The organism is Butyricimonas sp. Marseille-P2440, from assembly GCF_900091675.1.
Classification (GTDB): Bacteria; Bacteroidota; Bacteroidia; order Bacteroidales; family Marinifilaceae; genus Butyricimonas; species Butyricimonas synergistica.
Genome location: NZ_LT594610.1, coordinates 2084492 through 2098719, shown reverse-complemented (window position 1 = coordinate 2098719; position 14228 = coordinate 2084492). Strand labels below are relative to the sequence as shown.

Sequence of the window (14228 nt, the reverse complement as noted above, 5' to 3'; positions counted from 1 at the left end):
ATCGTATCATACGGAATTTTTAATAATTTTGCATCAATAAAAAGTAGTGTTAGATACGAACAAAAACGAAAATCATATTCAAAACCTCCAATGCGATATTCTTTTACTTGGCTTTTACTTTTTATAAATGCAGGGGCTTGTCCCATAAAATTATAAGTGGATAATAAGGTATCACAAGTTCCCCGATCATAAAATAAATCTTTATCTGAATCATTCCTAATTCGAAGGATTTCATGACGCCCTTCTTTATTTTTAGGTCTACAACTAAATGCTCCTAGTAATACCAATAATAACACGATAATCTGTTTCATTCAGACTTGATTATGTCGTATGTAATGTTTTTTTTAGAGAAAAAGTTGACAAATGTTTTCTTCTCCGATCTTTTTTCTTCGTGGGTAATTCAAAGATAATAGGAAGACAATATTTCACTTCAACAGGTTTTCCCCTTTGCAATGCAGGCTTGTCAAATTTTATCAAACGAGCAATTCTTAAAGCTTCATCATCGATGTCTTGACGGACTCCTCTAATAACTTTATGGTTGATTGTAAAACCTAATGTATCAACAATAAATTCTACATAAACCCAACCTTCAAGTGAATCTCTCAACGCTTTAGAAGGATAATTCATATGCTTTTTTGTGAATTTACGCAAATCTTTTTTTAAAAATGGCATAGCATCATAGACAAATATAGGGAAATCCTCGTAGTCGGTATTATCAGTATTAATACTATCATTAGATACAGGAATAATTGAATCCTGTCCTAACTTTGAACTAATAAATGAGATATTGGTATCACTAAACTTTACTATATCTATGGCATTTATCTGTTTGCCATAAAACATTATAAGTAAAAGACTTATCGTATTTATATATCTTACCATCTTCTTGGAATTTTATATATATTATTAATAATTTTTCTCCATAATGTATTCTCTTTAATAAAATTCACTCCATGCAAAGGAATCCAATAGGCATTTGCTTGATTTATATAGCCGACTGGGGATTTTGGATATAAACCATTATTTATATGCGCATACTTAAAGCCATAAGCTTCTTCTGGATAGATTCTCATGTAGTTGGCAGGAGGATCATCAGCATAAGTAATTCCTTTACCACTAAGTATATTATTTCGATGATATGATTCTTTATAGTATGTACCAATAAGTCCATGATATGAATCAAAAGCGCGATCTCCAAAGTATATATTTCCTTTTGGGTCTGTACATCCCCAATATTCATTGTTATCTAAAACATATTTAGGCGTTTTTCTATTAGGATCATAAACTGCATTTATACCTAATTCATCAAGAATATCTTGTTTTGCCATTCCAGAACCGATCATTTCATTGAATCTCGTTTCATTTGTTTTCCATCCTTTCCCATTACCCCAATTCTTTAAATTTTCAGATGTCAATGTTGTCCAAAGTGCTCCTCCTGCTCCGCCCCATAACATTCCTTGCCATACATTTTCTTTCCATATTGCAGCATCTAATGCTCCTGTGGCCATCCCTTCGCCAACTCCTAAAAGTAAATTCTGGGCAAAAGTCATACCCGCTCCTCCGACTTGAGCTAAAGCTCCACCTACAGACCCGGTTAAAGCCCCTTTCCATGCCCCAGACCAAAAATTCTTTCCTTGAGATTCAGCTTTCATTCCACTCCAAAAACCGCCAAAAACCGCACCAATTAAAGCTGCTTCCCAAAATAGTTCTCCGTTCGGGTCAATATTAATCACGGGATTATTTGCGCAATACCCGTAAGGACTAACTAACTGCGATGCTGGATCCTGGCAAAACCATCTGTTCAATAGAGGATCGTAAAACCTGGAACCGAAATCATACATTCCCAACATCTCGTTGCCGAAAGTCACGTTTTGTATTTCTTTCCCGCTGAATAAGTACTTGTTTTTATCCAGGTTGTTGTTCGCGAAAGCCAAGCCAAACGGGTAATATTCTGTCGTCTGTATAGGCACAAGCGTGTTGCCACTCGCTTCGAGGACAACCCTGGTACTACCAAGATGGTCTGTCAAATAATAATCATAAACGTAGCCGCTACTTACTTTGCGTGTTACTCCTGCCGGATGCAATATATAATCCAAAGCATTTCCATTATACACCATTACCCCACGATAATAAGTCAAAGAACTCCCCGATGATGTTGCCACCTCTTGTGCTAACTTCTCACCTCTAGCACTGTAAATGTACGAAATTTTTGTTTGTCCTTTACTTATTTCTGACGGTAAATCCAAATCATTGTAAGTTATCGTGATGCCCCTGTACCCATCGGTTGTCATATTACCATTTTTATCATACACGTAAGTTTCAGAGAATGTGTTATTAAGTGCAATTGGGCTAATAATATTATTACCTTTATGGAAACGGGATATTTTGTCCCGTTTCCAAGATTCACTTATTTCCTATTTTATTTCACCTACTAATATTACATTTATGGTACAGTAACTGTCCAGTCTAATGAATCCAGTTGTTCCAAAGTATAACTTCGTCTGTAGAGTACCATATCGTACTTTCTAATCGTATCATACGGAATTTTTAATAATTTTGCATCAATAAAAAGTAGTGTTAGATACGAACAAAAACGAAAATCATATTCAAAACCTCCAATGCGATATTCTTTTACTTGGCTTTTACTTTTTATAAATGCAGGGGCTTGTCCCATAAAATTATAAGTGGATAATAGAGTATCACAAGTTGAGTATAATACAAATCTTTATCTGAATCATTCCTAATTCGAAGGATTTCATGACGCCCTTCTTTATTTTTAGGTCTACAACTAAATGCTCCTAGTAATACCAATAATAACACGATAATCTGTTTCATTCAGACTTGATTATGTCGTATGTAATGTTTTTTTTAGAGAAAAAGTTGACAAATGTTTTCTTCTCCGATCTTTTTTCTTCGTGGGTAATTCAAAGATAATAGGAAGACAATATTTCACTTCAACAGGTTTTCCCCTTTGCAATGCAGGCTTGTCAAATTTTATCAAACGAGCAATTCTTAAAGCTTCATCATCGATGTCTTGACGGACTCCTCTAATAACTTTATGGTTGATTGTAAAACCTAATGTATCAACAATAAATTCTACATAAACCCAACCTTCAAGTGAATCTCTCAACGCTTTAGAAGGATAATTCATATGCTTTTTTGTGAATTTACGCAAATCTTTTTTTAAAAATGGCATAGCATCATAGACAAATATAGGGAAATCCTCGTAGTCGGTATTATCAGTATTAATACTATCATTAGATACAGGAATAATTGAATCCTGTCCTAACTTTGAACTAATAAATGAGATATTGGTATCACTAAACTTTACTATATCTATGGCATTTATCTGTTTGCCATAAAACATTATAAGTAAAAGACTTATCGTATTTATATATCTTACCATCTTCTTGGAATTTTATATATATTATTAATAATTTTTCTCCATAATGTATTCTCTTTAATAAAATTCACTCCATGCAAAGGAATCCAATAGGCATTTGCTTGATTTATATAGCCGACTGGGGATTTTGGATATAAACCATTATTTATATGCGCATACTTAAAGCCATAAGCTTCTTCTGGATAGATTCTCATGTAGTTGGCAGGAGGATCATCAGCATAAGTAATTCCTTTACCACTAAGTATATTATTTCGATGATATGATTCTTTATAGTATGTACCAATAAGTCCATGATATGAATCAAAAGCGCGATCTCCAAAGTATATATTTCCTTTTGGGTCTGTACATCCCCAATATTCATTGTTATCTAAAACATATTTAGGCGTTTTTCTATTAGGATCATAAACTGCATTTATACCTAATTCATCAAGAATATCTTGTTTTGCCATTCCAGAACCGATCATTTCATTGAATCTCGTTTCATTTGTTTTCCATCCTTTCCCATTACCCCAATTCTTTAAATTTTCAGATGTCAATGTTGTCCAAAGTGCTCCTCCTGCTCCGCCCCATAACATTCCTTGCCATACATTTTCTTTCCATATTGCAGCATCTAATGCTCCTGTGGCCATCCCTTCGCCAACTCCTAAAAGTAAATTCTGGGCAAAAGTCATACCCGCTCCTCCGACTTGAGCTAAAGCTCCACCTACAGACCCGGTTAAAGCCCCTTTCCATGCCCCAGACCAAAAATTCTTTCCTTGAGATTCAGCTTTCATTCCACTCCAAAAACCGCCAAAAACCGCACCAATTAAAGCTGCTTCCCAAAATAGTTCTCCGTTCGGGTCAATATTAATCACGGGATTATTTGCGCAATACCCGTAAGGACTAACTAACTGCGATGCTGGATCCTGGCAAAACCATCTGTTCAATAGAGGATCGTAAAACCTGGAACCGAAATCATACATTCCCAACATCTCGTTGCCGAAAGTCACGTTTTGTATTTCTTTCCCGCTGAACAAGTACTTGTTTTTATCCAGGTTGTTGTTCGCGAAAGCCAAGCCAAACGGGTAATATTCTGTCGTCTGTATAGGCACAAGCGTGTTGCCACTCGCTTCGAGGACAACCCTGGTACTACCAAGATGGTCTGTCAAATAATAATCATAAACGTAGCCGCTACTTACTTTGCGTGTTACTCCTGCCGGATGCAATATATAATCCAAAGCATTTCCATTATACACCATTCCCCCACGATAATAAGTCAAAGAACTCCCCGATGATGTTGCCACCTCTTGTGCTAACTTCTCACCTCTAGCACTGTAAATGTACGAAATTTTTGTTTGTCCTTTACTTATTTCTGACGGTAAATCCAAATCATTGTAAGTTATCGTGATGCCCCTGTACCCATCGGTTGTCATATTACCATTTTTTCATATATGTAAGTTTTAGAGAACGTGTTATTAAGCGCAATTTGGCTAATAATATTTATTACCTTTATGGAAACGGGATATTTTGTCCCGTTTCCAAGATTCACTTACTTTCACTTTTTATATTGTTTCACTTACTAATATTGTATTTATGGTACAGTAACTGTCCAGTTTAATGAATCTAGTTGTTCTAAAGTATAACTTCGTCTGTAGAGTACCATATCATACTTTCTGATCGTATCATATGGAGTTTCTTTTAGTTCTGCATCTACAAAAAGTATTATAAAGTATGGACAAAAACGAAAATCATGTTCAAATCCTCCAAGTTCATATTCCTTTTTTTGGCTTTTACTTTTCACTAACGTTTGAGCATCTTTCATGAAATTATCTATAGGTAAAATACTATCGCAATAATTTGAGATGTAATACAAATCTTTATCCGAATCATTCCTAATCCGAAGAATTTCATGACGCCCTTCTTTATTACTAGGGCGTCTACAACTAAGAATACTTATAAAAATAAGTAATAATACAACTAACTGTTTCATAATATCATATTTTTTATCTTCTAATTCCAGTTGATACATTAAGTGCTCGATTAAGGTTTACAACAGACCAATCAATATTTTCATAAGAATTGTAATGCGTATTCCCGATAGTATACACACCTAAAGGAGTGGTAAATAGAGCAAAATAATCTCCAAAACTTGCTTTTTTCATCACAGAGTTAAGCATACTACTAAATTCATCTGTGAATTTTCGTGTAGAAGCATTCTCGTATATATTTGACATATCCCACAGGTAGGGATTATCACCAATTTGATTTTTTTCAAATTTCCAATCAAGCACACCTCTTTTATTAAAATACTTAATCGCCCGTGCATTTGCATCTTGCTCGACACGAAATAATTTATGATCGTTACCTTTAGCCACGCTCAATCCACTTGGAATTGCAAAAGCAGTCAAATAAGCAGGTCCATACTTTTTACTTTGTAAATAGTGCCCAAACTCGTGCTGGAATAAATAGTTCGATGGATCTGCTTCAAGGTCTGGATTTCCTGCTATATAGTTACCAAGTGTAACTGCATTTTTCATCGCGGGAGTACTAATTGTTGTTGTTCCCCCGTAATAATCAATCTTGGTATCAGAAGTATAATTCAAGTAATTTGCATAGCCATACCCAACTAACGTCTGAGGCAATTGCCACGTGAAACGAGAAACAACTTCCCATGCTGATTGAAAGAAATTCTGGTCTCCTCCTGATCTGAATAATCCCAATGTGATTTTAGCTTCATTTCTAGCAGCTTTGAAACCTTCTTTAAATGGATTTTTACCTTTGAAGAGTCCTCAGAACCAACCAGATAAATACCCAAAAATGAATTCTCCATCAGGATCAACCAATGCAATCGGATTATTTGCGCAATACCCGTAAGGACTAGCTAATTGCGATGCTGGATCCTGGCAAAACCATCTGCTCAATAGAGGATCGTAAAACCTGGAACCGAAATCATACATTCCCAACATCTCGTTGCCGAAAGTCACGTTTTGTATTTCTTTCCCGCTGAATAAGTACTTGTTTTTATCCAGGTTGTTGTTCGCGAAAGCCAAGCCAAACGGGTAATATTCTGTCGTCTGTATAGGCACAAGCGTGTTGCCACTCGCTTCGAGGACAACCCTGGTACTACCAAGATGGTCTGTCAAATAATAATCATAAACGTAGCCGCTACTTACTTTGCGTGTTACTCCTGCCGGATGCAATATATAATCCAAAGCATTTCCATTATACACCATTCCCCCACGATAATAAGTCAAAGAACTCCCCGATGATGTTGCCACCTCTTGTGCTAACTTCTCACCTCTAGCACTGTAAATGTACGAAATTTTTGTTTGTCCTTTACTTATTTCTGACGGTAAATCCAAATCATTGTAAGTTATCGTGATGCCCCTGTACCCATCGGTTGTCATATTACCATTTTTATCATACACGTAAGTCCCCGATGACGTGTTATTAAGGGTGATTTGGCTAATGGCGTTCCCGTTATTTGTAGTGCCGTAAGTATAGTTTATCGCGTGCAAGACAGAACCGTTGCTATTATTACGACGGATACTCTTCATGTTTCCGTTCAGGTCATACGTGAGTCCGCTAACATTGTATTTCCCGGGCGTATTTGACCAACTAGACCCGCTCTTCTCTTTGTAAGAAGCTGATTCCAACTGTCCCAACGGGTCATAAGAATACACGTATGCCTTCTCCGTTCCATTCCCGTTTTTCCAGGTCATGGCGTTTATATTCCCGTCATAGCGAGCCGAAGCCCCGCTCACGTTTACCTGATCGTAATTCAACGTGTAACTGAAAGCCGGCGAGGATACACTTGCCACGCTACCGTTCACGTTATACTCGTGTGATTGAATTTCCTTGCCGTTATGCAGTTTGCAGGAAGATACACGTCCCAATTCATCGTAAACATTCTCTACCAGAGTAATGCGACCATTCGTGTTATCTCCCGTGATCTGTTGTTCAATCTTCAACATGCGACCTCGTTGGTCATACGTGAAATACTTGTTGTACTCGGCTACGGAAGAACCGATGGTTTGTTTCACCTTTACCCGTGTAACCTGTCCCACGAAGTCGTGTGCGTTTGAGGTAATTTCTGTTCCGGAGGGGTAAAGTTGAGAAACGCTTTGAATCGAACGATACTTTTTGTCATAATACTCGGCAGACACCAGCCATTGGTTGGTGGTTATCCCAAGTACTTTGTTTTTTGTACCTGTCACTAATCCCAGAACATCGTTACTTCTGGTTGCACCTATGGCATCTGCCGACGAGTAAGCCACCGCGGTTTGTCCCGACCAGTTGTAATCATCATAGTAAGTAATAATGTAACAATCGTTCGTTGAAACGGATGTCGGGTACGTTTGATTCGTGTACCCGTGTAACACGGTTCCCCGTTGCTCTCCAAAAACAGTCTGGGATTGTAGGCCTGCCTTATGTCCCGTTTCCGTTCCCGTGCAAACGCCGGATATAACAGGTCTGTCAAGTTCATCGTATTTGGTAAAACTCCATTTCCCGTTTTCTCTTTGTTTCTCGTCTTGAACAAATACTAACCGCCCCCTCTTGTCATAAAGATTAAGCATGTATCCGCCTCCCGGATTGTATTGTTTATACACTCGACCGTATTCGTCGTATTCCGTGTAATAACAATACTTTGACAATTCTGATAACGATTTAGTTCCACTCGTGAACAGGGAATCTTGAAGAGGAGGGATCACGTAACGCAATCGTCCCTGCATATCCCGAATCTCATGGGTGAAAAGACGTTTGCCACTTGTTAGTCTCGATTCTTTAGCAACTAAATTACCTTGGACGTCGCTATACTCTAACATCACATCACCTTGCGTCCCGGTTACTTCCTTCACGGAAAGGCTTTCCGCGGGCCAACATTCTGTATCAAGCCTCACGGAAGTCCCTTCCAAAACGTAATGTTTCACGTTATCAGAGGCTGTATTTTTCCTGTATGAAAAACGTGTTGTGTGTCCCCCGTCAAGACGCCAAGAATACCCGGGGGCACTTTGTTCAACCACTCTGTCGTTTGGTCCGTTATCGAATCTCCTGCTCGTGTAAGCAACCGGATTGTTTTCATAAAGACTCGTGAAAAAAGAGTTCTGTTCAGCCACTGCTTGTGGACGATAATTACCATTTCCGTTTATCACGTAGGGTAAATAACTAACTGCTTCTCGTCCGACACCATCCCGAATTATCGGATTTACAATATCCTTTCCTCCCGGGGACGCTCCCACGCTTACTTGTTGTACCGGACGAGCATTTCCATCGTAATATGTAATATCACTTACCATAGAACCATCCCCGGTCTTAGCCTCTTCTCTCACGTGGGGCGGATTAATATTTATGTCCCGAACAAGCACCGAACCGTTCATGTCAAATGTTTGCCCATCACATTCTGCTTTAATAGTATAATTTCCGGGAATTGTTTGATTTCGAAATGCCAAAACATGACCAGAACCTACTATTGCCTGAGAAACTCTCATTTCATCCCGATATAAATAATATTTCATATGCTGAGAACCACTTAAATAAATTGAAGTACTTTCTCCTTGGTTTATATTTCCATTTCCATAAACATTAAATATCTCAATATTTCCACCTATCGTTTGAGTAATTTCTAATTCATTCAATGGTCCTAGATATAAATTGCTTATACGTTCTAATTGTGATACATTCGGAGAAGCTACAATATGAATCGTCCCCCTACTCTTATCAATTTCAATTGATAAATACAACCAATGCTCCCTATTCCAACTTTTTATTTTTCCATCATTACATGCTTTAACAATAGCTCTTAAATCCGCCCAACAATCCTCGTAATTTCGATGAAAAATAAATGGTATACTAATAACACCGCCTTCTGGATGAATTGTTAAATTTCTATCCTTAAATGATATATTATCTTCTAAAACAAGATTAAAATACTTAAATTGTGCTATCCCATTCATACTTCTTTCTAATCCATCTTTTTCTGCTCGTATATAATAATTTCCACTAAAGTTACCTGTAAAAATCAAGCTTTTCCCTGTCCCTGTTTGAGTAGAAATTTTGACATTTCCTTGATATAGATTGTATTTTATATTTTCTTCTGAACCATCCAAAATAATTTCCTGTTCCATTGTTGGTATTGTTTTTCCTCCACCTATAACATTAAAAACTTGAACATTAGTTGCTTGTGAGACTTGTGTTATAACTATTGCACTATTATTATATGTTGAAAGAAAAATAAACCTTCTTGTTTCTCCTGTATTATTCTCTTGAACATCTAAACCTATTTCGTAATCATTATAAAATGAAAGAGTTAACCAATTGTAGCTACTATCTTTTAATTTTTTTTCGATTAATTCTATTAATTGCCCTCTTGTCATTGAATTTTTTAACTCATATCTAAAAGAAACATATCCACCCTCTCCGACCACAGTTCTTCTTGGGTTTTCTTCTACTCTAAAATCAATATTAGGAATACTTAATTGCGCTAAAACACAATTAATATACAATGAAAATATAGATAATATTATAATCTTTTTCATATTACGATACTTATTTTATATGACATGGATACATTATTATTTTGTAATCAATCAATAGCATACAGATATTTCTTTAACACCTGACGATCATTATCCATGATTTTTGCAATCCTTCCAAAATCATCATATTCATAATAAGTGGTAAACCCATTTTCATCTGTATCAGAAATCTTCCCGATCCCGGGTTTGTAGGTCATCGTTGTCATTCTTGCCATTGCGGGATGTATCCGTACTTCATCTATATAATTAGTTCCATCACCGATAGAATAAGATGAAGAACTGGCGTTGACTGTTATTGAAATGACAACCTTATTCCAATTCACTCCTTGATCCGAACTCTTCCAATAACTCAAAACGTATTGACCGGGGTCCAAATTATTTAGAGGAATATTGAATGTACCTCTAAAAACCTTTTCTCCGGTTTTTGCTTTATTACAAACAAGAGCTCCTTCTACATCCTCAAAACTAGTATGGTATACTTGTTTCACGGTTGCATTAACGACAGTCGCTATGGGTACCGTATTGTTATACCCGTAAATAACTGATTCGGGCTTTGAATATAAACCGGATCGATGTTGCGTCGGGGCACACGCTACAAGACTGTACACTTCATTTACCGAAACAATTTCATAGTTCGGATCACATACCATAGCACCCGATAAGCGTGTATATGAAGTATAAGTTGATTGTGGTTCTGATATTTTTAAACGCCTCGTGTATTTTGGCCAAACAAAAGTTAAAGCTCCCTCGTACTCGTTCAATTCTCCAGTGACCACAAGATTATTCTTGTACGTGATCGTTTCGATCGGGTAATTAATCATGTGTCTGTAATTCATCCAGCCTATACCCTGGTTTATCGCATCCCCGCTAGTCGTCGTTGTAGGATAATTAAACGGATATGTTATAGTTGTTCTGATTGTTGTGCTAGGACGGGTTTGACTTTGGATGATTTCCACGGGGACAAGGTAATCCTCGTTGTATTTGTATTGAGTCGTTGTGTATATAACATCTGAACCTTTGGAATATATCGTTTTTAAAAATACAGGCTCTGATTGCCACACGTATTCGCATAAATGTTTCGTTTTTATGATTTTTTTGCTCGTCACGAATCTTGAGGTATAAGTTTGATATCCTTTGACTTCTCCTTTTAAATTATTGCCGAAAGAATAATAATAATTCACCTCGTTCATTAAATTATGATCTTTATCATACGATCTTTGTTTCGTCATTAATCCTCTGCGCCAAAAGCGAGAAGAATTTATAAACACTGCAAGATAATTATCTTGAACATATGAAGAACTAGGAGGGATATAATATACTTTCGAGGGCACATCTGCAGCGGAAGCGTTGGACGTATAATCGTACACGGCTCTTGAACCGTTAGGATTTTCAACGATTACAGTAGAATAACAGACCGGACTTCCATTCATATCAAATATATCACAAACCATTTGAGATTCTAACAAATAAGTGTACGTTCCACCACCGCCTTGAATCCACGTGCAATAATTTCCCCCGGAAAAAATAGTCCCGCTTGACTCGTTTGTCATTGTGCCCTGTGCATTACATTTTTTATAATAGTATTTGGTAATCAAAGAATCTTTTGATGTCGAAACTTCTTTTATCGATTTTATCCTCAAGCCGCCAATAGACACGGGAGAACCACTTATAACAGCATCATTCAATTCGTATTCATACTCCGTGTATCCTCCTAAATTATTATATATTCTTTTTAAAATTCCATCAGAGGCATAACCTAATACCGGACTTCTATTTGCCCCCGGAATCGGGGCGTGAATTGACGGTAAATAATTTATAGTTGGTCTATTGGTTTGATTACGTGCACCATTATAATATCCCCAATGGTCATAATCTTTACTATCTCTTGGCGCTAGGGTATAAGACGAATAATCAAATCTAGATATTAATCGAATACCCATAGCCGTACTGTCATATGCCTCCGACAACATCAATCTATTATTAGAGGAAGTTGTATTATGATACGTGAAATTTGAAGACTTTATAAATGAACCGTTATATGCAAAATATTTTATACTATTCAATCTCCGGGTATTTCTTATATCAGCACGTTCTTTAGATGACAGAAACTCTAAATGTCCCCCTTTCCATGAAATATTTTTCAAATATTGTGGTTTTATTTTTGTCACGATTTCTATAGATTCTTTAATCTCGCTTGAAATGGTTGGATTGCTTGGATTTGTACAAGATACTTCAACCGAATATTTCTCATTATAATTAGAAAATTCATAGGCATCGCCTTCTTCATAAGTAAAAGTAATTTTTTCATACATTACTCCTGTAATACTCTCTAAGTGCCACGTTGAAACGTAGGATGGTCTAGATTCTCTTTCTCCTTCAAAAATAATTGTCGTTGTTGTTTCCTCTTTGGTGTTTTGACCAAATTTATAAACGATACCGTTTGCGTCGGTAATGTTAAAATAACTCTTGTCTACCCATTCTATTTTTATATTCGAGTAGGGAATCGTATGAGCGTTTCCCTCCGGGTCCATGATAAACATACCTGCGGCTCCTGGAAATTCATAAAAGAACACGTCCGGTTCCGAATCAAAATCACCGTCTTGTCGTGAATCATAAGCTTTGTCTGTCCAGGATGATAAGACTGCCGCAGCAGCCCCGTCCGGGGAAGAAGTTTTACAGAATCCCGTTTCATCAGGTCTTTTCTTGACAATGCGGGTTACTTTGCCTCCGGCTGACAAATTCCAACCGAGTCCCACCCACGTGGCAATATCATGAAGTTTGATTCCGGAAGTCTGGTAACTTAAATAAACAGGTAAATTTAACCCTCCTTCTTGAATCGAGAATAGAGGGACTTGAACATTAACAACTCCCGTATTCAAATTGACGGGATTCATTACACCGCGAACCAGTAAAGATGATTCGGGTGATGGGAAGGTAAAATTCATATCTTGCCCAAAGGATTGGGATGTTCCAAACATGATAACAAGTAACACCCCAACAAAAAACTTTTTGCACGCCATTTTTTTCATGATTAATTCTTTAGATTATTAAAATACTCTTGGTAATTAAAGACTCTTAAATGCAGTCTTTTTTACAGGAGAAACATCAGTTGATGTCGAGCCTCTCTGTTTTTTGTTTTAAAAATCAAAGAAGTCCAATTAAATAACGTAACATACTTAGGGTGAAAGAAAATAGCCGCTAACTTTAATAAGTTCGGCAAAGAAAACGCCGCAAAAGATCCGTTTTTTAGATCACGCCGTCCTCGTCTTTGTAATTTTTGAATTGTTTCCATTGCAACTAGAATTTAATGAATAAATACAATTCCTCAAAAAATACCAACTTCTCGGCTGATCTTTATAAATTCCCACCACTTTACCTCTTTCTACATATAAAGACAGTGGGATAAATATATACTAAAAATTTCAGACAAATTGTATCACATTTGTAGTAATTTGTCTTAATATTTTCTTAAAATTTCAACTATGTGGTGTCTATTTTTTCTCTTGATTTTAACATTTGGACTATCTGTTTTTGGTAATATGCTAAAATACATGTGTTTGTGTGTGATGTATTGCATGTTCGTTCAGTTTTGTTCATGTCCGTTTCTAAGGGTAATTCGTGATGTGCCTCCCGCCTTAAATCCGGAAATGTTTACTTCTCGAGTAAGCGTTGCCGTCGGACGAGCCGAAGAAACAGTACACGTGCAGGTCTTCCTTGCCCATGGTCGGGGGAATCGTGAAGGTTCCCGTTCCCTCGGCACGGGTGCCGGTCGTGTTGTCTGCCCATCGAATGCTGAAATAACGGGGTACGTTTTCCGTGTACACGAGTACCATGAGTTGGTCATCTGCCGCTCCGGTCGTGTTTTCGTTTTCCGGGATCCAGCTTATTTTGTAGGTCGATTCCCCCGTGTGCTCTATCGTCATCCCTGAGGGATTTAACAGGGAGCCTTCCGACAGGACAAGTTCGTCGTGGTCGCGCACCTCCCCGTTTTTGTCGAATATGCCTTTGTTCACGTGCGAGAAGTAATTGTTTGCTGTTTTCCCGTATTCCTTTCCTGCTAGTTTCCAAATGGGTAGTTGCAACACGCGCTTCACGTAAGAATAAGTCATGCTCATCAAGGAAAAGTTGTTCATGCAAGTTTTTTGTCCTTCTGAGCTTTTTTTGCGTTTACCGGGGGACTTACGCAGGATGGTTTTACCCATTCGCGTGTAAGCGAACAAATTGTTGCCTATTTTGCCCTCGATGTTTCCCAGGTTACTTTCGATAATGGCCATGATATTTGTTTTTATTGTTAATACAGGCTGGTTTCT

The 14228-nt window shown here is 37.3% G+C and carries 10 protein-coding genes; all 10 read right to left on the bottom strand.

All coding sequences use genetic code 11. The features are described 5' to 3' along the window. Positions 1 to 311 (bottom strand): hypothetical protein (locus tag BN8899_RS20990; protein ID WP_187376969.1); only part of this gene is annotated, 311 nt, incomplete at its 3' end. Positions 312 to 321: 10 nt separating this feature from the next. After that, complete coding sequence (locus BN8899_RS19845) at positions 322 to 882, bottom strand: energy transducer TonB (RefSeq protein ID WP_065220635.1); 561 nt, start codon at positions 880 to 882, stop codon at positions 322 to 324. Further along, on the bottom strand, positions 876 to 2291 hold the full coding sequence (locus tag BN8899_RS19840; RefSeq protein WP_065220637.1) for an RHS repeat domain-containing protein: 1416 nt from the start codon (positions 2289 to 2291) through the stop codon (positions 876 to 878). The genes BN8899_RS19845 and BN8899_RS19840 overlap by 7 nt, the downstream gene beginning before the upstream one ends. A 554-nt stretch (positions 2292 to 2845) precedes the next feature. Next, positions 2846 to 3406 (bottom strand): energy transducer TonB, encoded by a 561-nt coding sequence (locus tag BN8899_RS19830; protein ID WP_065220635.1) that lies wholly within the window; start codon positions 3404 to 3406, stop codon positions 2846 to 2848. Continuing rightward, on the bottom strand, positions 3400 to 4815 hold the full coding sequence (locus BN8899_RS19825) for an RHS repeat domain-containing protein (RefSeq protein ID WP_065220634.1): 1416 nt from the start codon (positions 4813 to 4815) through the stop codon (positions 3400 to 3402). The genes BN8899_RS19830 and BN8899_RS19825 overlap by 7 nt, the downstream gene beginning before the upstream one ends. Before the next feature lie 158 nt (positions 4816 to 4973). Further along, on the bottom strand, positions 4974 to 5372 hold the full coding sequence (locus BN8899_RS19820) for a hypothetical protein (protein ID WP_148375556.1): 399 nt from the start codon (positions 5370 to 5372) through the stop codon (positions 4974 to 4976). A 13-nt stretch (positions 5373 to 5385) separates the two neighbouring features. Further along, the gene (locus BN8899_RS19815) at positions 5386 to 6102 is read right to left on the bottom strand and encodes a hypothetical protein (protein ID WP_065220632.1); all 717 of its coding nucleotides are present in this window, start codon (positions 6100 to 6102) and stop codon (positions 5386 to 5388) included. A 69-nt stretch (positions 6103 to 6171) separates the two neighbouring features. After that, positions 6172 to 8898: a DUF6443 domain-containing protein gene (locus BN8899_RS19810; protein ID WP_231932443.1), complete on the bottom strand. Its 2727-nt coding sequence runs from the start codon at positions 8896 to 8898 to the stop codon at positions 6172 to 6174. A gap of 1067 nt (positions 8899 to 9965) precedes the next feature. Further along, the gene (locus BN8899_RS19805; protein WP_148375554.1) at positions 9966 to 12947 is read right to left on the bottom strand and encodes a hypothetical protein; all 2982 of its coding nucleotides are present in this window, start codon (positions 12945 to 12947) and stop codon (positions 9966 to 9968) included. A gap of 606 nt (positions 12948 to 13553) precedes the next feature. After that, positions 13554 to 14192 carry a DUF6266 family protein gene (locus tag BN8899_RS19795; protein WP_018339080.1) on the bottom strand — a complete coding sequence of 213 codons (639 nt, stop codon included), beginning with the start codon at positions 14190 to 14192 and terminating at the stop codon, positions 13554 to 13556. Positions 14193 to 14228 lie beyond the last annotated feature (36 nt).

What these genes read in the sequence shown, in the direction of transcription:
- BN8899_RS19845 (WP_065220635.1), bottom strand. Translation starts at nt 882, where the DNA reads ATGGTAAGATATATAAATACGATAAGTCTTTTACTTATAATGTTTTAT.
- BN8899_RS19840 (WP_065220637.1), bottom strand. Translation starts at nt 2,291, where the DNA reads ATGACAACCGATGGGTACAGGGGCATCACGATAACTTACAATGATTTG.
- BN8899_RS19830 (WP_065220635.1), bottom strand. Translation starts at nt 3,406, where the DNA reads ATGGTAAGATATATAAATACGATAAGTCTTTTACTTATAATGTTTTAT.
- BN8899_RS19825 (WP_065220634.1), bottom strand. Translation starts at nt 4,815, where the DNA reads ATGACAACCGATGGGTACAGGGGCATCACGATAACTTACAATGATTTG.
- BN8899_RS19820 (WP_148375556.1), bottom strand. Translation starts at nt 5,372, where the DNA reads ATGAAACAGTTAGTTGTATTATTACTTATTTTTATAAGTATTCTTAGT.
- BN8899_RS19810 (WP_231932443.1), bottom strand. Translation starts at nt 8,898, where the DNA reads ATGAAATATTATTTATATCGGGATGAAATGAGAGTTTCTCAGGCAATA.
- BN8899_RS19805 (WP_148375554.1), bottom strand. Translation starts at nt 12,947, where the DNA reads ATGAAAAAAATGGCGTGCAAAAAGTTTTTTGTTGGGGTGTTACTTGTT.
- BN8899_RS19795 (WP_018339080.1), bottom strand. Translation starts at nt 14,192, where the DNA reads ATGGCCATTATCGAAAGTAACCTGGGAAACATCGAGGGCAAAATAGGC.